Source organism: Paenibacillus sp. DCT19 (assembly GCF_003268635.1).
Classification (GTDB): Bacteria; Bacillota; Bacilli; order Paenibacillales; family Paenibacillaceae; genus Paenibacillus.
Genome location: NZ_CP029639.1, coordinates 881613 through 904528 on the forward strand (window position 1 = coordinate 881613; position 22916 = coordinate 904528).

The 22916-nt window shown below is 37.7% G+C and carries 12 protein-coding genes and 2 pseudogenes; 13 read left to right on the forward strand and 1 reads right to left on the reverse strand.

The features are described from left to right. Nucleotides 1-594: 594 nt before the first annotated feature. The 3 genes and pseudogenes from rlmD to DMB88_RS04020 all read left to right on the forward strand — a co-directional run. Nucleotides 595-2366: pseudogene (gene rlmD / locus DMB88_RS04010) on the forward strand (23S rRNA (uracil(1939)-C(5))-methyltransferase RlmD). 504 nt (nt 2367-2870) lie between these two features. Continuing rightward, nucleotides 2871-7667, forward strand: coding sequence for a DEAD/DEAH box helicase (locus tag DMB88_RS04015; RefSeq protein WP_128100299.1), 4797 nt, complete (start codon nt 2871-2873; stop codon nt 7665-7667). Nucleotides 7668-7825: 158 nt separating this feature from the next. Beyond that, nucleotides 7826-8398: pseudogene (locus tag DMB88_RS04020) on the forward strand (ParA family protein); the annotation flags it as partial. A gap of 521 nt (nt 8399-8919) precedes the next feature. On the opposite strand, the gene DMB88_RS04025 reads toward DMB88_RS04020, so the two are convergent. Then, a complete protein-coding gene (locus tag DMB88_RS04025) occupies nt 8920-9327 on the reverse strand; it encodes a DUF6979 family protein (RefSeq protein ID WP_128100301.1) in 408 nt (135 codons plus the stop codon). Nucleotides 9328-9586: 259 nt separating this feature from the next. On the opposite strand from DMB88_RS04025, the gene DMB88_RS04030 reads away from it, so the two are divergent. From DMB88_RS04030 to DMB88_RS04075, 10 genes are all read left to right on the forward strand, one after another. Continuing rightward, complete coding sequence (locus DMB88_RS04030; RefSeq protein WP_233901819.1) at nt 9587-10072, forward strand: VUT family protein; 486 nt, start codon at nt 9587-9589, stop codon at nt 10070-10072. Between the two features lie 45 nt (nt 10073-10117). Beyond that, on the forward strand, nt 10118-12154 hold the full coding sequence (gene dpdA, locus DMB88_RS04035) for a tRNA-guanine transglycosylase DpdA (RefSeq protein ID WP_254438437.1): 2037 nt from the start codon (nt 10118-10120) through the stop codon (nt 12152-12154). A gap of 57 nt (nt 12155-12211) precedes the next feature. Beyond that, the gene (locus DMB88_RS04040; protein ID WP_128100304.1) at nt 12212-13000 is read left to right on the forward strand and encodes a hypothetical protein; all 789 of its coding nucleotides are present in this window, start codon (nt 12212-12214) and stop codon (nt 12998-13000) included. Between the two features lie 98 nt (nt 13001-13098). Then, on the forward strand, nt 13099-14031 hold the full coding sequence (locus DMB88_RS04045; RefSeq protein ID WP_128100305.1) for a tRNA guanosine transglycosylase family protein: 933 nt from the start codon (nt 13099-13101) through the stop codon (nt 14029-14031). Next, a complete protein-coding gene (locus DMB88_RS04050) occupies nt 13997-14773 on the forward strand; it encodes a hypothetical protein (protein ID WP_128100306.1) in 777 nt (258 codons plus the stop codon). The genes DMB88_RS04045 and DMB88_RS04050 overlap by 35 nt, the downstream gene beginning before the upstream one ends. Beyond that, entirely contained in the window at nt 14742-17924 is a 3183-nt protein-coding gene (locus DMB88_RS04055; RefSeq protein ID WP_128104299.1) for a hypothetical protein, read from the forward strand. The genes DMB88_RS04050 and DMB88_RS04055 overlap by 32 nt, the downstream gene beginning before the upstream one ends. Before the next feature lie 66 nt (nt 17925-17990). Further along, nucleotides 17991-18662 (forward strand): 7-cyano-7-deazaguanine synthase QueC, encoded by a 672-nt coding sequence (gene queC / locus DMB88_RS04060; protein WP_128104300.1) that lies wholly within the window; start codon nt 17991-17993, stop codon nt 18660-18662. Then, complete coding sequence (gene queD, locus DMB88_RS04065; RefSeq protein WP_128100307.1) at nt 18659-19150, forward strand: 6-carboxytetrahydropterin synthase QueD; 492 nt, start codon at nt 18659-18661, stop codon at nt 19148-19150. Before queC ends, queD begins: the two co-directional genes overlap by 4 nt. Nucleotides 19151-19155: 5 nt before the next feature. Beyond that, nucleotides 19156-19881 (forward strand): 7-carboxy-7-deazaguanine synthase QueE, encoded by a 726-nt coding sequence (gene queE / locus DMB88_RS04070; RefSeq protein ID WP_128100308.1) that lies wholly within the window; start codon nt 19156-19158, stop codon nt 19879-19881. A 161-nt stretch (nt 19882-20042) separates the two neighbouring features. Next, nucleotides 20043-22916, forward strand: a complete 2874-nt coding sequence (locus DMB88_RS04075; RefSeq protein ID WP_128100309.1) for a PD-(D/E)XK nuclease family protein — start codon at nt 20043-20045, stop codon at nt 22914-22916.

Consider the following 22916-nt stretch of genomic DNA (forward strand, 5'->3'; position numbering starts at 1 on the left):
CGCGGAAGTTGCAATTTGGAAGTGGTATAAGGTTGGCAAGCGACAAACAGATTGGCGAAAATAGCGGAAGATGTAGTCGGATGTGCTACGATACTGGGGTCGCTGCAACCAAAAATGCTACAAGATGCGGAAGTGGAACATAAATCGGCAGACACTGGAGACACGTCTGGATTTGGAGAAAAGTTCTTAACACCCTTGTCATGAAGCGAGGAACCGTGTGCTGGGAGCTGCAAGTGGTGCGAAAATAGTTCTTCGTTGAGCTACATGCTACGTGGATGAGTCGATAGACTGAGTCGTTGATCGTAGAGCTTTTCCAGTTGCGGCGGTTGCCAAGATCACGTATAATCTCATGGGGTTCGTGCTAACGAACTCAGGAAGCCTTATTTTGGCGAAATGAGTAGAATTAGAATTCTAACGAATCTCAGCATCGCTATATAGACTGAAATGACCCAAAAAGATATGGAAACACGATTGTTGAATGAAATAACGTCTCTGAAGTTCGTTAGAATTTTGGAACGTTATTTTTGATGTGAATAAGGTGTCTTAGATTCGTTAGAGTTGATTATATATTAAGAAGAAAGAAGTGAATGTACGTTGTCTAATACGAACCGCAGCGGTCGTGGAAAAAACCGCCGGAATTCGGCTGCCTCTCAGGGGCAAGGGAACGCATCAGCGTCCCGTCAGTCGAGTCAATCATCTCGTCCATCTACACGTCAGCAAGGGAAAGGGGTGCGGCCACAAGGTGCATCTCTTTCTACCGTTCGTCCGCAGGGGCGTGCGCGTGAAGCCGTGTCAATCGAAGGATTACCAGTTAGCAAAAATGAAGAGACGGTCATCGACATTATTGGCATGAACCATGATGGTGAGGGTGTGGGACGTGCCAATGGATATACCCTTTTCGTACAAGGGGCACTTCCGGGTGAGACCGTACGTGTGCGCGTAATGAAAACCAAGAAACAGTATGGCTATGCCAAACTTCTGGAGATCGTAAAGGCTAGCCCGGATCGGGTATCCGCGCCTTGTCCAATCTACGATCAGTGTGGCGGCTGCCAGATCCAGCATATGAGTTATGCCGGACAGCTTGCGTGGAAACGCCAGCTTGTAGTGGATAATTTGCAGCGGATCGGTAAGCTGAATGTGATAGTGGAGGATGCAGAGACGCTGGCATCCAACTCGCAGGATGATTTTACAGTTGATGCGGCGAAGCTGGAGGGACGGTTAGAACAGGATGCGAATCAGACAACTGGACAGGCTACTTCGGATGCCAACAGCAATGAAAGCAACCGCATCCGTCTGCGGCTAGAAGGTGTCGCGAATGAAGAAGACACAGCGCAGGGGATTCGTGTACTTCCTACGATGGGCATGACCGAGCCTTGGCGTTACCGCAATAAGGCACAGGTGCCGATTGGTGTAACCGAAGGTGGACTAGTGGGTGGATTTTATGCCAAAGGTAGTCACCGTATTATCGACATGGAGACATGCCTCATCCAGCATGAGCACAACGACGAAGTGGTTGCCAAGGTGAAGGAGATCGGCAGTCATTTTGGAATTAGTGCGTATAACGAAGAGACAGGCCGTGGACTGTTGCGTCATGTCGTTGTGAAAAAAGCGTTCCGTACAGGTGAGATGATGCTCGTGCTCGTTACCAATGGTCGGGATATTCCGTACAAGGATGAGTGGATTGGCAGTATCCGTGAAGCGATCCCGCAAGTGGCGAGCATCTGCCAGAACGTGAACAAGAAACAAACGAACGTGATCTTCGGGGATGAAACCCGTGTCCTATGGGGCGTGATGTAATCTATGATTTTATAGGCGATGTGCAATTTGCCATCTCAGCTCGTTCATTCTACCAGGTAAACCCGGTTCAGACGGAAGTGCTGTATGGCAAAACGGTGGAGTATGCTGGACTCAGCGGCAAAGAAACCGTTATTGATGCCTATTGCGGCATCGGTACAATCTCTCTTTTCCTCGCACAGCATGCAGATCAGGTGTATGGCGTTGAGATTGTGCCTGAAGCTATCGAGGATGCTCGTAGCAATGCGTTGTTGAACGAAATGAAGAACGTGAAGTTCGAAGTCGGTGCATCTGAGGATGTCATTCCACGTTGGAAAGAGCAAGGTATCGAAGCCGATGTCATCGTTGTTGATCCACCGCGTAAGGGCTGTGACCCACGTTTGCTCAATACCATTCTGGAGATGAAGCCAGAGCGCGTGGTGTACGTGAGTTGTAACCCAAGTACGTTGGCACGCGACCTGCGTGTGCTGGAGGATGGCGGATATCGGACGGTAGAGGTTACGCCGGTGGACATGTTCCCACATACGGTGCATGTGGAGGTAGTAATAGGAATGCAACGCAAAGATACCTAGAAATCCTTTGTTTTCAACACTTTGCGCCGTTTACGACTTTTACGAAGGATGGCTCTGATTTCAAAAATAAGGTTCTAAAGGAAAGAATTGAGGTTTCGGTCGTGCTGGATCTTGGTTTTGACGTCGAGTGTGTAGACATGTAGTAAAGTGTGTGGAGCGTCTTTAATTAGGCGCTCTTTTTTAGTTATATGGAGTGATAATTTTTGTTTATGGACACAGCTAAAAATCATATGTAATTCTCGCAAAAGTGTGAGTTTTCTTGTTTTATAGAGGTTTTTGTCAATAAAACACGAATACTACTTTATCCAATGATTTTGTAAGAATATTCTAATGGAGGGAGAGGGGAAATGAAAAGGAGAAGGTTGCAAGAGACGTGGCATAACTGAAGATACATACTTAATTATTTAATTGTTTCCTATGGTGATGTTAACGGTAGTATAGATTCTGTATTGACAAATAGTTTATTGAAAAGTTTCTACTATAAGTGATTTTGGGGGAATACTTATGAATGCTCAGGACGAAATTTACTTTAACCAATTATCGAAGCATAGGGCGGGTCTTGCTAATGCGCTTGATGATCCTGCTCTGCGTGGAGTTAAAAACAGTGTTGTCGAGAAGTATTCTGATCAGGCCCATTTTATTTACGAGTTACTCCAAAACGCAGATGATGCAAAAGCGACATTTGCACGTTTTGTACTGTGCAGGGATAAACTAATTTTTGCTCATAACGGATCTCGGAGATTTTCTATATCTGATCCGGCAACTGAAGAAGTGGATTCAGTATATAATGCTTTAGGAGATATTAATGCAATAACGTCGATAGCTAACTCAAGTAAACGGGATCAGAGTGAAGCCTCAATTGGTAAATTCGGTGTAGGTTTCAAATCCGTGTTTCAGTATACTTCAACACCACATATTTATGACCCTAACTTCTATTTTAAAATAGAGCGCTTTATTGTTCCGAAAATAATTAGTACAGATTATTATGATAGAAAAGAAAGCGAAACATTATTTGTTTTTCCATTTGACCATTCGGAAAGAAGTGCTGAGGAGGCATATGAGGATATTTTTGATAAGCTTCGCTCACTAGAGTACCCTCTATTATTTCTATCGCATCTTAAGGATATTGAATTTGAACTTCCGAATGTTTTAGGATTATACGGAAAAAACATAATACAAACGCAACACTTTGATGACACAGTTGCGGAACGCGTTTGCCTTACACAAAATGATGGAGAAGAAATCTATGACAATAATTTGTGGCTGTTTTCACGTGAACATGATCACGGACACACCTACTCGGTTGGCTTTTTTCTTGATGAAAAAGAGAATCTGATTGCAAAACAACATCCAGCCTTTTGTTTTTTCTTGACAAAGGAATCAACAGGGTTGAACTTTATCATTAATGCTCCTTTTCTGCTTACTGATAGCCGTGAGGGAATTCGAGCAGGTGTGCAGCATAATAAAGATTTAGTTAAACTGTTGGGGGATTTAGCAGCGGATAGTTTGGTTTATCTCAAAGATGTTGTTCTGGGCAATGGTCACTCGCTTATTAATGACGAGATATTTGAGATTATTCCGTACAATGGAAATATATTTAGTGATGTAAATGATAAAAGGAAAATATCATTCCAGCCATTCTATACTGCTATTTTGGAAAAGATGAGTAGTGAGGAGCTATTGCTTTCTTCGGATGGTTTTGTATCAAAGGAAAATGCTTATTGGGCCTTTGTGCCTCAAATCGCAGAATTATTTACAAATGCTCAGTTGGCAGAATTAAGTGGAAACGAAAAGGCAAAATGGGTGTTTACATCGTTTGGCAGGCAGGATACACTCCGTAAAAATAAGGAACTTACTGAGTATATTGATTTAATAACACATAATTGGCTTGACGAAGACAACATTATTAGTGGATGGAGACATGAGAGAAGCAAAACCTTAGTTGGTGGTATTAACAATGCCTATATTGAGGCACAGTCGGTTATGTGGTTACATTTATTTTATCGATGGGTTGCTGAAACAAGTGGGCGAACGAAACTGGTAAGGACTAAGCCCATATTCCTTAATCAAGATAGAAAGGCTGTTGCTGCTTTTGATGCAACCGGACACAATGTGTTGTTTTTGCCTACAGATACAGCAGGATATAATACTGTATTTCCAGATTTATTGGAAAATGAAGATACAACTAAATTTCTAGCACATCTTGGGATAGAAAAGCCTTCTTTACGAGATGAAATTTACAATCATATTCTTCCACTGTATAGAGATAGTATTAAAGCGATTAATACAGGGCCACACTTTTTGAAATTTTTTGAATACTATCGATCTTGTACACAAAAAGAGATTAATGAATTTATTAAGCTAATTAAAGACTGCGAGTTTATTAAATATCGTTCTAGTGATAATGACACTGTTTATCGAGGAAAGGCGAGCCTTCTTTATTTTCCAAACCAATTGTTAAAAATATGGTTTCAGGCTAAGCCAAATACAAAATTCATAAAGTTTGAAGAGTATGTGCAACTTGTTGGTGAGGATAGCAAAGAAGAATTAATCAGTTTTTTAACTGACCTTGGTGTAAAGGATGAACCAAGGGTTTTAACCCGTGTATTAAGTAACCAAGAGGCTAATCAAATTCGTTCTGATTGGCCATATTCTAGTAGAGACACAAGATGGAGCGAAAAGTATATTGATGGAATGAAAGAGGTAGTAGAGTATTTAGTTCTAAACCAAGATGCTAGTTTATCAGTCATGATATGGAATCGATTATTGAAGTATGTTGAATATGGTTATTATCATAATAGTTTACGGAGTGTAATGCGTGGAAAATATGAATATTTTTACCGTACTTCGCTAATGTTAGAGTTTGATTCGAGTGAAGCCTTGAGGCTCCGTACAGAACCGTGGCTCATGAATGGAAAGGGTGAATTTGTATCAGCAGGTGAATTAACACTTCACACACTATCAGAACAATACGACAGGTCAAAAGACGAAGTAGTGGAGCTTATCCAGTACTTGGGGATTGAGAAAAATACTGTAGCAGACGAAGATAACCTAACAGATGAGCAACGAGAAAAAATTGAACGAGCCGAAGCTTTTTTTGATATTCCACTTGAAGAACTTAAACGTTTTGCTGAACAATATCGTAATAACAAAAAAAATGCACCTTTTCATCTTTCGGAAGGTGATAAGCCTCAAGCACCAGCGAAGGAGTCACCTTCTTCAAAAGATGATGTTTTGAATATGTTAGAAGATATTATTAAGAATTTCACTCCCGATTCAACAGGAGTACATGAAAAAGTCGCTTCCAATAATAATGAGGAGAAAGTAGATTCTGACGAGGATGACTACACAAAGCCATCTATAAATTACGGTGAAAAAATCAAGCAAGCAAAACTACGGAGTGCAAGTGAAATAGAAAAAATTGCAGTTCTTGATGAGCTAACACAAAAAGCAATGAATGCTAAAAAATATTCTTTTGGCTGGTTTAATGCTCTGCTTGAACTTGAATCTTTAAATAGTGGCGAGAATAATGCTAACAGTAGGGAAATTTCTATAACTTTCTCCAAGGTGGAGTTGGATGAAGGGACATCAAGAACTCTTATTTTAAAGCATCCAAACCGTTATATACCTCAATCTATGGAAGACCTTGCAGATATCCCACTTGAATTACATTTTGCTAATCTTCCGACGGTAAAAGTTGCAGTTGAGGTAGTTAGCGTTAAATCATACACGCTAAGAGCGAAATTGCGGACCAATGCGCAGATTGAAGGAGTAGATCTGAATCTCGTTAGAGAAGCAAAAATTGAAGCTAGAAATCCTGTTTTCTTAATAGAAGAGTTGCGGAAAGGGTTCACAAAACTGGATTTCAATGATGATTATGATATGCAAAGCAATCTTTGTGATAATATCGAATTTGTTTTTGGTCCACCTGGAACTGGAAAAACAACACATTTGGCTAGAGAAGTTATTCTGCCATTAATGAAAAAGCCTAATGAATTAAAGGTTCTTGTGTTGGCTCCGACCAATAAAGCAGGAGATGTTCTTACACGACGTCTTATGGATTGTATGGGATCTGATCTTAGTTATACTGACTGGTTAGTACGCTTTGGAGCTACCAACGACAGTGTTATTGAGCAGAGTGGTGTGTTTCGTGACAAGACAACTGATATTCGATCTTTCCCGAGAAATGTCACGGTTACAACAATTGCTCGTTTCCCGTATGACTACTTCTTACCCGATACAAGCACACGACTTCATTTAAATGCTCTTAAATGGGACTACATTATAATTGATGAAGCATCAATGATTTCGCTCGCCAATATCATTTTTCCACTTTACAAAAAAACACCGGAGCGATTTATTATTGCGGGAGACCCTTTTCAGATTGAGCCTATTACTACCAGTGATATTTGGAAAAATGAAAATATATATACTATGGTCCAACTTAACTCGTTTACTGAACCTAAAACCATTCCTCATACTTACCCTATTGAGCTTTTGACTACTCAATATAGAAGTATTCCTGAAATTGGAGAGGTGTTCAGTAAGTTTGCTTATGGTGGAGTACTAAAGCACAATCGAAGTTCAAAAAGTAAGCGCTCGTTGCCTGTTGAGAAATTTATTGATTTTAAGCCTTTAAACATTATTAAGTTCCCAGTCAGTAAACATGAAAGTATCTATCGACCAAAGCGATTACAGAGCAGAAGTAACTATCAGATATACTCAGCATTATTCTCTTTTGAGTTTATAAAACACTTATCTTCAGCTATCCAATCTGATGAAACATTTCGTATTGGTTTAATTGCCCCTTATCGGGCACAGTCAGATTTAATTGATAGGCTATTATCTTCAACTACACTACCAAAAAACGTAGATGTCCAAGTTGGAACGATACACGGTTTCCAAGGAGATGAATGTGATATTATTATCGCATTATTTAATCCTCCTCCATCAATTTCATCTTCCAAGGAAATGTTTCTAAACAAACTAAACATTATAAACGTATCAATCAGCCGTGCAAAGGATTATTTTTTTGTAATAATGCCAGATGATGTAACTGAAAACGTGGGTAATCTCACATTGATTAAGAAGGTTGAGAATTTAATTAAAGAACAGTCTTGCTGGCAGGAACATCACTCTTCTTCAATTGAAGAGTTGGTCTTTGGGAGCAGTACCCACATTGAGGATAACTCATTTTCAACAAGTCATCAGTTGGTAAATGTCTATGGAAAGCCAGAAAAACGTTATGAAGTAAGGAGCGAAGATAATGCTGTTGACGTTCAGATTCATGAGCAGGATTAAAGAGTAACTATTAGTTATTACCAAAGACAAAGAATTATATAAATTATCCAAGAGAGTATCCTTCATCGGATACTCTCTTTTCATATAGATATTCTTTAAAGCCGATTGCCCTGAATTTCAGCGCAGTCGGCTTTTTTACGTTGAAGGGAGGACATGAGATGACCAAGGTAGTCTCCCTGGCTAATCAAAAGGGCGGTGTGGGCAAAACAACAACGGCTGTAAATTTGGGAATCGGCTTGGCTAAGGAAGGTAAGAGGGTGCTACTAGTGGATGCAGATGCGCAAGGAAATTTAACAGATTCCTTGGGCTATCGGGAACCAGATAGCATTTCTGTTTCGTTAGCCACTCTGCTTGTCAAAACGATGATGGAGGATTCTTACGATTCACATGAAGGTATTTTACACTATCAGGAAGGCGTTGCACTCATGCCAGGCAATATTGAGCTGTCGGCGGTTGAGGTGTCCATTGTGAATACGATGAGCCGTGAAACGATTCTGCGCTCATATATCGACCAGGTAAAGTCAGATTACGATTATGTTCTTATTGATTGCATGCCAAGCCTGGGGATGCTGACAATCAATGCCTTGGCAGCGGCAGATAGTGTAATTATTCCGGTACAGGCGCATTATTTTCCAGCCAAGGGAATGGCTCAGCTTTTGCAAACCATTGCTCGTGTGCGTCGTCAAATTAATCCGAAGCTGCCGCTGGATGGCGTGCTGCTTACGATGGTGATATTACGCATGTCGGCATTTATGCCAGGCAATGGAAAGGTCGTCGATGCTTCCTCTAGCCGCGGACAGGTGGTTTCAAGTCCATTGTAATAAGAAGTTTTTAAAAAAGTTTAACTTGTATATTAGAAATAATAGTGGGAAGCATTTATAATCAAATCAACATTTTGCGAGTATGTCCTGCTCTTTGAAAACTGCAGCTAATCCTTTCATTTGAACAATTGTTTTTATAGATTAAAGTACAGAAAAAATATTCTGAAAATGCGATCAACCTAAGTGTGAGCAAGTACACAGAAATTATTTATACTTTTAATACTCTGAAAAGTCCACAATGTATAATAACGAAACAATATAACTAGCCCGGCAAAACTTGTACCGGGCTAACGATTCACAATGTGATATGTGCTAAGAATTTCATCTGAAAATAATTATTAGTAGCTTGAGGTATGGAAATTTACTTATCATTGTACTTTTTACTTAAACGAGAATACTTCAGTTTGGGTTGTGCCTATTTTTGTAGAAGATTAAGCTATAATATAAGTTTTAGCGGGAGAAATCATACCATTGTTCCATAGTGCCAGTACTACATCCATTTGGAAATTATGCGACTTTTGATTTCCTTGCATAATAGCCCTCCACAACTGAAGTGATTTGTATGAAGCGTACTCTTCATTTTCTGTGAGCAGTTGAACAGCTTCAATCGCATGATCTTTGTTAATTGTTTCTTTGAGAGGCTTTTTGATATGTATCTGATGAACACCTTTTACTAAGCCTGCTTCACAAAGCCCTAAAAAAGCACTTTTGGGACATGCCTTGGTTTTAGTTGTGAAAAATTCTGTGGTGGCTTGTTTCCATGCATCTTCCGTATAAAGAACGTCACCTGATTGAATGAGTTCCACTGCTCGAATTGCAGATTTTCCATAATTATTCAAAAAATAACCTCCATCTTCAACCATTCTATAAAAGTTAAATATCTCATTGTAATTATTCGACTTAAAGTAAAAAATACCTCCCTTAATAAATATTTCTTAGCAGATTTAGTCGAAATTTGTAGTATGATTTAGTTTAGCAAGGGTAGCTCGGAACCAAAAGTGGTGTTATAATTAATAATGCATTGCATAGAAGAGGTGATGTCAAATTAAATACTTAACAATTGTAGCTTATTTAGTAGCTATTGTTTCATCAAACGTTGTGACGGCAGGAGTAGCCCCGTTTTTTATCGGTCCCTTCATCATTCCAGCGGGGACTTTTATTATTGGGGCAACATTTATTTTCCGTGATTTTGTGCAAAATTTTGTGGGTCGGCGTAAGACTTACTTGCTTATTTTAATAGCAATGATTTTGTCAGCATTAACATCGTATCTACTTGGAGATACACTCTGGATTGTATTTGCTTCAATTATTACATTTGCGGTATCTGAGACCACAGATACAGAAATCTATTCTCGTCTTAAATTACCTTTTCATTTAAGGGTAGCGTATAGTGGAATTGTCGGTGGAGTCTTAGATAGTATTATTTTCGTTGTTATTGGTTTATCACCATTGGGCGCTAATATTCTTCCATGGAATGCTGTGTTCTTAGCTATCGTTGGTCAAATTATTGTTAAGACATTAGTTCAATTAGTTGCTGCAATTATTGTTAAACAAATTTTCTTTAAGCAAGGAAAAGTTATTTGAAAATAGGGCGTTCTCGCCCTATTTTATATTGTGTTAAAGGATGGGATGTTTTTGTCAAACCGTATTCTTGTTGTGACTTCTTGTACTGGAGAGAAGTTACATAAACCTATAAATCAGCTTGTATTTGACGATTTTCATAATAAAGAAGTATTGAGAAGAAGAGAAGAAGAATTATTGGAATTTAAAGAACGTGCTGATGAAATGTACACTGGTAGTCAACATCTTGCGCTAATGAGTGGTATTAAAGAATACCGTCAACAAGGGGGAGACATTGATCTTTGCATTATTTCAGCGGGTTACGGCCTCTTGAATGAAGATGAACAAATTGTTCCTTATGAAGTAACTTTTAATTCGATGGATTCACAGTCTATAAAAAGATGGGCGCGGGAACTCAAAATTACTCAGGCACTCCAAACAAAAATTGCAGAATATGATCTTATTTTTTTCTTGCTCGGAGATAAATACTTACAAGCTGTGGAATGGCCACTGAAGCTTGATAGCAATCAAAAAGCTATCTTTTTCGCGGGAGCATCCAGTCGTGCTAGAATTTTAAATTGGGATGGTTATCATGTACTAACTATTGGTGAAAAAGAAGCTAAAACCTTTAGATATGGATTAATCGGAATTAAAGGCTATCTTTTTGCACAATTATTAAGAAATGTTATTACAACAGATATTGATCAGAAATGGAGCACCATAATAGATCATCCAGATCAAACTAGATCATTTATTTTAGATTCCATTGCTTCAACTAAACAACTAGAGTTATTTAATGAAACATCGGATAGTGAAGATCTATTAAGGTTTTATAGTGAAATGTTCCCTGTTCCGGATGAATTGGTTGCTATAAATTGTATTGAGGAGCCAAGATTTTATCTTCCAGAGAATGATGACAGGGTAGATCCTAAATATGATTTTATGACTGATTTCTCAGAAAAAAACAGAAATCCATTGGAAAATGATGTGTATGCTCACCAGATATTCGATAGACCACAGTTTGATGGGTTACTTGTCTCTAAAGTAAACATTGATAGTGCTACCAAACAAAAAAATCAGATGATTGAAGAAATGGGTTTGCACGATTTTTATAAACTACCTAGAGAGTATCCTATAATGGGTGATTGCGGTGCTTTTAGTTATATTGATAAAGATGTACCACCGTATACAACCGAAGAAATTATGGATTACTATCATACATTAGGTTTAGATTATGGTGTATCTATTGATCATCTGATAGTTGGCCCATTTCAAAAAGATGAAAACATTCGAAATCAGCGTTATCAATTGACCCTTACGATGGCGGAAGAGTTTTTACGTATGTATAGAGAAAGAAAAGAAATAATGAATTATCAGTTTCATCCGATAGGTATAGTCCAAGGATGGGACCCGCCTTCTTTCCGAAGAGCGGTTGAGCATCTTATTGGATTAGGTTACGATTATGTTGCCTTAGGTGGTTTAGCCAGAGAACAATCAGAAAAAATATATGAAATTTTAAAAGAAATAGCACCTATTATTCCAAGTCCCACGTTTCGAATGCACTTATTTGGTGTTGCACGAGATGTGAGAACAATGGAGGCATTTCATAAGTTGGGTGTGACATCTTTTGACTCTTCTTCACCATTGAGAAGAGCATGGTTAGGAACCGGGCATAATTACCACACCTTAAATGGAAAACACTACACAGCGATAAGAATTCCGGAGGCAAAGGAAACATCTGGACGAGTGAAAAAAATGTTGCAAAATAGTGATGAAATAGGTTTTGCTGAGTATAAAAGACTCGAACAAGAGGCTCTGGGTGCTCTTAGGGAGTTCAGTGCAGGCACAAGAGAGTTAGATTCAACGCTTGAAGCCATACTGGAATATGACAAAATACTTGGTGAAAAGCGTGAAGTTCATGAGGACATGTATAGAGAGGTTCTATCTGAACGACCGTGGGAGCAATGTAATTGTAATATATGCAGGGAAATTGGAATTGATGTAATTGTATTCAGGGGCAACAATAGGAACAGACGAAGAGGCTTCCATAATACCCATGTATATTACAGTCAAATTCAGGAATTAAAGAAACGGTGGAATAAATAGTACGCAAATATGCCTTAGTGTGGTACACTAAGGCATATTTGCGTTGGGGGAAATTCCATGCTCTTTACTTTTGAAAACGTAAGCAATTTAACGAGAAAGCACAATGAGGTTTATTTTACTGTCTTGTCCCTAGGTCTAATCAAAGATTGGGGATTTCCAGTAGTTCAGTCTGATGTAGTTGGCGAAGATGTCGTTCTAGTCAACTATGATACTGTTGTAAGTTTAATTGATAACAAACTACAAGTGAAAAATCCACAATTTACATACAAACTGCCGAATGGTAGTAAGAATGATGAATATGTTGTTCTCATTGTATCTGAAGTACAACAGTTTCCGAGTTACTGTGTTCATCAACTAATGGCTTATCAACGCTTTGAAAGGTTAATAGAGAGAGGAGAAAAAATAAGTAGTAACTCCACTAAATTAATGACCATCAGATCGTTGCATGGCATTTTTGAGGATTTTTTAAACTATCGGATTGAGCGTAGTCTATATCCTCAATTAGCCAAAGATTTAATCAGGTACGTTGATTCCTTAATGAATGATTATCCTGAATTAGGATACCTCTCTGTAGTACAAAGGAAACAATTTCGAAAAAAATCTATTGGTGATTCCTCAATAGCGTGGTATTGCTATATTAGGTATTTCATTGAACAATGGATTACTGGTTCTCAAATTTTGCCGCGGCCATTGTTATTAAATGAATTTCAATATGAAAATTGGACTGGAAACTTCTTTGACAGAGATAATCCTGTCTTACATGTAAATAATGGTCGATTTAAATTTAATGATGAACAACGCGGATTAATATATGAAATATGGAGACAATGGATAAAAGAAGCCTGAGGGCTTCTTTTTTTTATATTTTTAGAGTAGTTATACGAAGAAAAATATGCTAAAATCCTAATTATCACGTATAATCACGTATAAGAGGAGGGCGAGATGTGGATTTTTATATTGGTTGGTCACATAGTGATGCAATTTTTTGTGACTACTTTCCTACGTGTCCGGTGTTAATAAGTGCAATTCCAGACAATAGAGGAGGAGTAAAGAAGTATAGAAACAAACCCCAAAAGTTAATAATAGATTGTGGATCAGTTTTCTATGTTAAACAAAAAAGTAGGCCGCCGCTAAAAGATGTTTTTAATATTCAACAATCAATCTTGGAAGATTGTGATTCAACGGCGAATATTCAATTGGTTCATTTTGACGAACCTCTGCTGAATAAGAGTTCTTTATCTGAACGTTATATGGCTATTGAAAGAACGCTATTTAATGCCTACGAATATTTAAATCTCTTTAATAGGTATAAGGTTCCTAAATTTGTGGAACCAATGGGAGTAATACAAGGTTATGACCAAGCTAGTATAGAGTTTTCAGCCTATGAGTTAATTAAGATGGGATATACAAATTTCGGGATCGGGTCCTTGTTATTTAAACATCAGACTGAACAGATTGAAATGATTAGGAGAGCTGTAGATGTTGTTGGAGCTGCCAACCTTCACGTCTTTGGAGTAACGGGGATTCCTCAACTTCATGCGATGGTTGATATTGGAGTAAAGTCATTTGATTCAACTCGACCAACAATGGCCGCTGCATTCTTTCAGGTATTTTACAGTAGACCATTTAGAACTTTTTTTCTGCCTGAATCCAGAGCAAAACCCACAAGCCCTCGATTGGAAAATCCACTTCATTGTGAGTGTCCTGTATGTGAAATTAATGCAAAACAGATTTTTATTCCTTCACCAAGAGAATATATGAAGTTAAGATCAGTCCATAATTATTATCATTTATCCAGAACATTTAAAGATATTTTAGAAAATAAGCAGAGGAGGTACAAAAATGTTGTTCCAGATGTGTTACGGACCAGAAATTGAAGTAATTTATGAGGAACTAAGATCTAAGCCTGGAATGGATACAAATGAACTGAAAACAAAATTCCAGTATAGGGAAGAGGGGGATATTACCTCTTTAATCGAGTGTGCCTTGACGATATTAGAAGATTTGCAATTTATATATAAAGACAAAACACAATTTTATGTGTCACAAAATCAAGTTTGGACTAACAAAGAAGTTTTTCTAAGGTTAAGGGAAATCTCAAATTCTACTAATATACCTAGCGATGCTCTTGATCATATATTTGCGTCTATTTTTGAACAGTTGTTTGTAAAGCCAGATAGACTATTTGTAAGCAATATTCATTACCAAGTTAATAGTCAGTTAATGAAGACAGTAGTTGGTCATGAAAAAATAAATGCATGGAAGCGAATGATGGAATGTTGGGGATTGGGAAGACGTGTCTACTCTGGTTTTTACGCCCTTCCACAACTCTCATTAATGAAAAGTATCATTGAAAGAAGTGAGACATGGGAAGGTGGGTTACATCTATTTTGTGAAAAATTTGTTCATCCAGTTATTCCGTGCTTGACATCAGAAGGGAAAATATACAAGGGAATTATTTTTTCATTAATGGGATTAGCTGAGGCAGGGGAAATAGAATTGAGTTATGTGCAAGATCTTCCCTATAAATCTTATGGGCCAAAAAATACACTGAACTGGATTAAAGTCGAGGGGAGATGTGACACTAATGCTTCCTTGTCTCAACAAAAATTCGCTTAAACTTTTAGCAGGTACTGCAGATGAACGATATGACCAATCACCTGAATACTTCAGAAAAACGCACTTTCCGCAAGTAATGCATAGGTATAATGATAGTCAGTTAGTCGCTGAAGTTACAGAAGATGAACTGCTGGATGAACTTCAAGAAACTGATGCTAGCGGTAACAGAGTTTATTTAGTTTTTGGTTCCACAGGATCGGGAAAATCGGAACTGCTTCGTTGGTTAAAAGATAAGTGGTTAGTGGAAGTACCAGGTAGACCCGTGATACGAATTTCACGAACAGAGCTAAATCCTCAGATCTTAATTAAAAAATGTTTAGACACACTGAATTTATCCTTGGATGTTTGTATTGATGAAGACAGGTGGGGGATTTTGCTTAAAAAGCCTATAACGCTTGTTAACCAAATGATTTGGACAACATTAGCAGAAGCTATGGAGTCCGATGAGGAGATCGTTCCAAGCGCACTATTATTAAGGCCAGTGATTGAGCAAAATATTATTGATTTTACATCACAAGTCAAACGAGGAAAAATTAAAAATCCACTAGAGGTACTGCATCGGGAACAGTTTGAAACCTTGCTCGCCAATACAACCCTTCATATCCCATTAGAATACGCAGCATTTCGACAAAATCTCTCGCGGCAGTTAGACCATTTTCTTTTTGAAGGACAAGATATCGGAACCCTTTTTAAACAAATATCTTTGCAGATAAAAAACAGAGGAATCCGTCCTTTGTTATTGATTGATGATTTAGTTCAATCAGTAAATATTTACGCAACCAGTATCCTTGATCAACTTATTACATTGGAAGAAGGAAACTGGGATGTGGTCATTGGCTTAACACCTGGTGCAGTTCAGGATACAGAGAAGGGGTTTAGTCTCACACAAAGAATACAGAATCTTGATACGATTAATGATCGTGTAAAAAAGTTATGGCTATCGGATGAGTCGGGGAAAGACTTTTTCAATCTTGATCGTAAGCAGGTAGTACCATATATGGCAAATTATCTTACCCAACTGAAAGCGACACAGGGGTTCAGTTGCTCTCTCCAATGTCCGCATTTCAAACAATGCTCTGCTTTTCTGCCAGAGGAAAGCAACAATGTTAATTGTCTTGAAGTTCAGTTACTCCCATTCAATAGTCATATGCTAAGACGCACATTCGATGCTATCCCTGTAGGAAAAGGTAAATTACGTTACATGATATTGAATAGCAAGGAAATCCTACGTTTCTTTCTAAAAGGTAAAAAGCATATTAGTAGAGTTCTTCCACTTATACGCAGGGAAATGTTTGCGGATCATGAAGATATGTTTATTAAAACACTATCTGAGTGGTATGCGTCTGAAGATGCAAGTCAAGTGATAATTTCTGAACCTTTGTTAAAGCACTTTGGTTATAGCGAAAACCAAATATCTATTAAGTTAAACAAGATAGCAGCAGGTAATACAAGGGAAGAACAACCGCTTCATATAGAGAATAAAAATGATAATGCTGTCTTCAATGAAAAAGAGGTAGTCAGAGATTGGGTAGAAGGAAAAGAAGTAAACGATGAACTATTATTACCTGTTAGATCAGGAGTGGCCGCTCTGGTACATGATGTGATAAAGGGGGTACATATGAACCGCTCATTCACCTCTCGAACCTCCTCAGTTATTCAATGGAATGAAGTTGTAAATCGAACGCGATATCCTATTAAACTAGACAAAAATGATGATGAGTTCTTTATAAATGTAAATCGTGATTATGTTGGCATTCAAATATCCAACTTTCAAACGATGAAGTATTCAGAAAAATCAAATATATTTCAAAAAATCTCAAATGAGTATGAAATCTCAAAGTGGATATATCAGGGAGAAAGTATTCATAAATTATGGATTGAATCTCTTGAACAGGCTCTTGGGTTGAAGTTACCTGTATTTGTGTATGGAATGAGGAATTGGGCGCAACAAGCTAGAATATATAGTGAATCTTTATGGATTTTCGATGCGAAAGAAAAATCTCCCTTCAATAAAGACTTAATGTCATTACTTGATGAGTGTTATTCAGATTGGTATTTGTTACGTGAAAATTTTTATGAGACACCAAATGATGAGGTATTAACGGATGAAGAATTCGATCAATGGTTATTAAATTTTGTACCTTCTAAAAAGTTGGAAAGCTATATAATAGGCAATCTAACCTTGAAGGATTTCCTATCAAATTTAAAACAAAGCTATAGTGGTTATCTTGAGTTGCTTCATCAAAGCTTTAGGCAATCGATTGAAAAAAGACTAATGATGATACCATTTCTAATAGGTTCTAGTAGAGCAGAATGGATTAAACTTGCAGACCAAATCTATATTTTTAACGAAAAGAAATCTCTTCGACAACAAGATCTTGTGAACTATACGCTGCTTGAACAACAATTAGAACAACCAGAGTTAGTCATCCAATTTAATAGGTTCTTTGCTTTAAACAATGAAGTTGATCAGTTATTAAAACAATTTGACCATGATTTAATGGATGTAGTTGACTTCCTTATTGAGTGTGGTATGCATATGAATCATGAAGAAGTCGGAGAAGAAATTGTTGATAATAGTAAGTTCTCTTTGCCTGAATTAGAGGAGAGAAAAAGGATAATTCTAGCTAATATGCAAAAGGTATCAGATCTAAAAAACTGTCTTGCTTTAACTCCACGTACTATAGTTAATTATTTGTTCAATATTCAAGTCCAATTAGAAATTCTAAAGCCAATTAAGGAACTTCAGTTGAAAATGATTGCATGTGTTGAACTATTATTGGAGGGTTCACAGATTGAATCTAAACTCAATTCCGTAATTGATGAGTGGCAGTCGATGGACTTTTATGAATTAAAAGAACTGGTTGAAAGAAAACTTCAACATGAGCAAATCCAGATAAACCTTCTTGAAGTCATTCGAAATGATCTTGAATATGAAGACGTTGGGAATATCTATCATCTGCTAGAAATAATAAATCACAATTCTCAAATCAGGCCTTCTATAAAAAGACATATTAGATTGCTCATTGAGAATGGTTATAGTACCCTTCCACCAGTTCAGGGTAAGCGTTTATTAGAAGAGATTAAAGAGAAGTTTCCTAATCTGTTTGAAGTTGTAGAGATAAGATTAGTTGTGGGCAACGATAAATAGTCAACTTTCGATAAAATAGTACATCTGTTATCATTAAGGGAGAATGGTGAGAAAGTGGGTAAGATTATGAAACAAAAAAACAGAAAAGCCGTTGTAGTTTTTAGTGGCGGTCAAGATAGTACAACTTGTTTGTTTTGGGCAATGAAGCACTTTGACGAAGTTGAAGCAATCACCTTTAGTTATGGACAAAGGCATGCTTTAGAAATTGAATGTGCTAAACAAATCGCTGATGAACTGGGAGTAAAGTGGACGCTACTTGATATGAGCCTGCTCGGTCAACTAACTCAGAATGCTCTGACGCGGAATGATCTCGAGATTGTTCATAATGATGGTGAACTTCCGAGCACATTTGTGGAAGGGCGAAATCATTTGTTTTTAAGTTTCGCCGCCGTGTTTGCTAAAGGAGTAGATGCTAGACATATTGTAACGGGCGTCTGCGAGACAGATTTTAGTGGGTACCCTGACTGCCGGGATGATTTTGTCAAATCCCTAAATGTGACGTTAAATTTAGCGATGGATCATAATTTTATCATCCATACTCCGTTAATGTGGATTGATAAAGCAGAGACGTGGGAAATGGCAGATCAATTAGGGGCGTTTGAATTTGTACGCCAAAAGACTTTGACTTGTTACAACGGTATTATCGGTGATGGATGTGGTACTTGTCCTGCTTGCCAGTTGAGAAAAGCGGGTTTGGATAAAATTTTGCAAGGAAAAAATTCGGAGCAAAAGTTATGAATAAAATACCAGGGCAATTCGTCATTGTAGATGCATTGCAAAAGTTTAAAGAGGATATTACTCATGAACAGTTGAAATATCATCAGCGCAGAGTATTAGTCAGTAAAGAATTTACTTTTGACGCGGCGCATCACTTACATGCATATGAGGGTAAATGTAAAAATCTACATGGTCACACCTATAAAGTTGTATTTGGAGTGAGTGGATATACAAATGAAATTGGAATGACGATAGATTTTGGAATGATAAAAACAATTTGGCGTGAGCAAATAGAGCCATATTTAGACCACAGATATCTAAATGAGACGTTGCCGTTAATGAATACGACTGCTGAAAATATGGTCGTTTGGCTTTATGAGCAGATGGAAGCAGCCCTAAGTACTGATAAATACTCATCAAAAGACGTGGATGCAAGAACTGAATTTGTCCGGTTATTCGAAACTCCAACCAGCTATGCCGAAGCAAGACGGGAGTGGATGGCAGATTGACTCACATGGAAAAGCCCATCCCGGTTCTAGAAATATTTGGTCCAACTGTTCAGGGAGAAGGTCTGGTTATTGGACAAAAAACAATGTTTGTTCGAACGGCCGGCTGTGACTATTCCTGTTCATGGTGTGATTCCTCCTTTACATGGGACGGTTCTGCAAAGAATGAAATTAAACAATTATCTGCCCAAATGATTTGGGATGAATTAATCAATCTTGGTGGAAATACTTTCGAGCATGTAACCATCTCTGGTGGTAATCCAGCACTCTTAAAGAATATTGGATACCTAGTGGATTTGCTTCACGATCAAGGAATTCGAGTTGGGTTGGAAACGCAAGGAAGCAGATGGCAAGAGTGGATGGCAGATATTGATGACTTGACGATATCTCCGAAACCACCAAGTTCAGGAATGATAACTGATTGGGATAAATTAGACGAGGTTATGGAGAACTTAAAAAATAGTTCAAATGAAATATGTATTAAAGTAGTTGTTTTTGATGAAGATGATCTTCAGTATGCAGTACGTGTTCATAAACGATACCCTCACATGAGGTTGGTTTTGCAGGTAGGTAATAGCGATGTAACAACAGCAGATAGAGAAGGATTGGCGTCTGCTTTATTAGAGAAGTATGAATGGTTGATTAATCAAGTCATGGCTTCCTCAGATTTGAGACAAGTTAAAGTTCTCCCGCAATTACACACTTTGTTGTGGGGTAATAAGCGTGGGGTTTAAAGAGAAGATAAAGAACATTCCTAATGGGAGTGTTCTTTTTTTTCTCAAAAAAGTTTTCAGGGTGACGCTAAAAGAGTAGTTCTATCTTCCTATGAGCGTAAATTATGGTAATATGTAAAAAAGATGAAGCTTGCAAAAATTTAAAGAGTAGGAGGGCTTTAATGCCTTACTTATGTACGTATGAAAATTCTCGACCATCTGATGCATTAATTAAACAAGAGTTGATTGCGGGTAGATCCTATTTATATGTCACTGCAACAAAAGCACTAGCTTATGAACGTAGAGGTCTAATTAAGGATACACAAATCTGGGACGATAAAAGGTGTGTCTTGTTTAATGATTTTCTTAAAGGATCTTTGAAACAAGAAGGTATTAAGTTTGCGACACGCGGAGAGGAAAAAACCTTTTTAAAAAGAGCTTTAGAAGAAGTAGCTGCTGACAATACGTTGTTACTTGATTTGTTTCTTAAGGACACAAGTTCTTTTTTGCGTGTTTTTTATGATTTAGCAGCCCAAGGGATTGATCTGCGTTACAAATCTCTTCCGCAGGAAAAAATAGATTTGCTTGTAAATCCAGAATTGGGTAGGCATTTGATCGCAATACATAATTCATTTCATAATGAAATGGAAGCAAAAAATCGAGAGCTATTTGAAACTGCTGCTAGGAAGTTTCTGCTTAATACTTTTGCTCCAGAATCAGTTGTGATAATGGAGGGATTTACATTTTTTACTGAGCTACAGAAGCTTTTTGTTCAAACTTGTTTGAACAAAGAAATTCAACTATATTTTGTTGCTCCCTTAAATCCTAATCAACCTAAAGGGTTTGAAATAATAAGCAACACCTATAGTTCTGTTCCGAATATTACAAATAAGGTTCTGGAGACTGAACCTAATAGTAAAAAAGAAGATTTAAACTTTTTGCAGTTAAATCTATTTTCTGATAATACATTGAAATACACAGGGGATACTTCAAATATTATCATAAAAAAATATCCAAATCGTGACAGAGAAATGTTAGCTTGTATTGACCAACTGCAAGTTTGGTTCGCAGACAAAACGTACAAACCTGATGATGTAGTAATTGTTATGAGAAGATCTAAAGAATTTATTGATCGTTTTAGAGACCACTTAGCGATGAACCCTCTATTAATTTATCCGGACAGTTCTTCAGAACCAATTCCGGTTACATTATCAATTCAACCTCGATTGTTGTTACTCACACCAGTTGGCCGTTTTGTGTTGACTTTGTACCGTATATGGGAAGATGGAAATTTAAAGTTGACAATGGACGAACTGGAGACAATTTTGGCTTCGGGTTGGCTTGGGCCGCGGTTGCAAGATTCAGCATCGTTGTTTCGCTCTGTAAAACATCAATATTTTAGTAATTGTGAAACTCAGGAACAGTGGAATTCGGTCTTGGAGCAACTTATTCTGAAACATAAAACACAATATAAAAGATTACCTTTACATTTAATTGAACTTGATCATCATACATTAGCAAGGTGGAAGGAAGTTGTTTCACTTCTAGAAAGCGCATGTGTTCGGTTGTTTGTTAGAGGGCAAAAAACAATTGCATCTCATATTGAGTTGTTGCAAGCTGAAATGAAAAAATTATTACCAAAACGGCTTCGTCGTGAAGAACAAGAAGTTCTAGAACAAATTCAAAAAGTATTCGAAGAACTTGGGAGCTATTATTCTATAGATATTACATCAAGTGAATTTGGAGAGGCAATCCACGCTCTAACTCGGGGTACTACTGAGCAGGAGGAGGAGGAAGATGAGGATAACAACAACGATAACGACAATCATGGCAAAGAAGATTACCGATTAAGCATTGTAACTCCAGAAATATTGGATGGAATCAACAAGCCAGTAGTTATGTATGTATCTGTTGACAGTCAGCACTCTCCAGTATTGTACTCTGAATCATGGCCTTTTTATGAAGACAATCGAGAGAATCATATGATGAAAGAACGTTATATGTTCTTAACCGTAATTCGTTCTGCCAGTGAAAAGCTTTGGTTATCATACTCTAGCAAGGATGGGGAACGTGCATTTCAAAAAAGTGTTTATTTTGGCGAGATTGAAAGGTTAATGAATAAGCCCATTGAAGTTAGTAGTATTTTTGATCAAATAGATGCCTCACTTGCTAAAGTTTCACCTGTCTTTCCCCCTCCGCCTGCAGCACGAAGAAAAAGATATGAATTAAATGAGCTTGCCCATTACGGATTATGTCCGCTGCGATATCGTTTAGAACTATTGCATCCAGAAGCAATGGTTTACCGTACTGAATGGCAACTTAATATTGTGGCACAAGGAATTTGGTTAGATAAAATTTATGCAAGTCTAGCACAATATACAGGTGAATGGCCAAATCCGAGAAGGCTAAGATTAGACGGTGAGAAGATAGCAGGATTGTACCGCTTTCTTTTGGAAGCCAAAAAGCGTGTTAAGGATCAAGTAACAGAGTTGTTCCCAACTTTCGATCCTAAGACATGGGTAGCCGTTGAACGTCAAGTTGAAGACGAACTTCAATTTCATGCAAGTAAGCGTGGACTGTACCCAGTAAGAATAATTGATGGAGAGAGTGAAGAATTTGATGTCACACTTCCTAGTGATGATAACAAAATTATTTCGTTCAATGTGCCTAACTATTTGAATTCTGGAATCCTGACTATTCCGTTATTAGATTATGAACTAAGCCATGAATGGCTTCTGAGTTCCACAAAAAAACAAGATGAAACCCGTGCTGAATCAATTATGATGAAAGATATTGATGGTGTAGATGTATTTGAAACATTATTTGATGCTGTTTCTTGGTGGAGGTTAGCTATCCAAGCCCATGTAATCGAAAAATTCCAATACAAAGACAATGATTACACTAGAAAAATACTTTTGCACAAAGATCCATCGGAAGAACAACTAGCAAACTGGATAGTTTCTATAGAGGATAATAAGTTTCCAAAACATGCTGGTGAACATTGCACTACTTGTCCAGTTCGTATGGAATGTTTGGGAATTGGAGGAGGAGAATAA

What these genes read in the sequence shown, in the direction of transcription:
- dpdA (WP_254438437.1), top strand. Translation starts at nt 10,118, where the DNA reads ATGTTTTTGTCAAACCGTATTCTTGTTGTGACTTCTTGTACTGGAGAG.
- queD (WP_128100307.1), top strand. Translation starts at nt 18,659, where the DNA reads ATGAATAAAATACCAGGGCAATTCGTCATTGTAGATGCATTGCAAAAG.
- DMB88_RS04055 (WP_128104299.1), top strand. Translation starts at nt 14,742, where the DNA reads ATGCTTCCTTGTCTCAACAAAAATTCGCTTAAACTTTTAGCAGGTACT.
- DMB88_RS04050 (WP_128100306.1), top strand. Translation starts at nt 13,997, where the DNA reads ATGTTGTTCCAGATGTGTTACGGACCAGAAATTGAAGTAATTTATGAG.
- queE (WP_128100308.1), top strand. Translation starts at nt 19,156, where the DNA reads ATGGAAAAGCCCATCCCGGTTCTAGAAATATTTGGTCCAACTGTTCAG.
- DMB88_RS04040 (WP_128100304.1), top strand. Translation starts at nt 12,212, where the DNA reads ATGCTCTTTACTTTTGAAAACGTAAGCAATTTAACGAGAAAGCACAAT.
- DMB88_RS04015 (WP_128100299.1), top strand. Translation starts at nt 2,871, where the DNA reads ATGAATGCTCAGGACGAAATTTACTTTAACCAATTATCGAAGCATAGG.
- DMB88_RS04075 (WP_128100309.1), top strand. Translation starts at nt 20,043, where the DNA reads ATGCCTTACTTATGTACGTATGAAAATTCTCGACCATCTGATGCATTA.
- queC (WP_128104300.1), top strand. Translation starts at nt 17,991, where the DNA reads ATGAAACAAAAAAACAGAAAAGCCGTTGTAGTTTTTAGTGGCGGTCAA.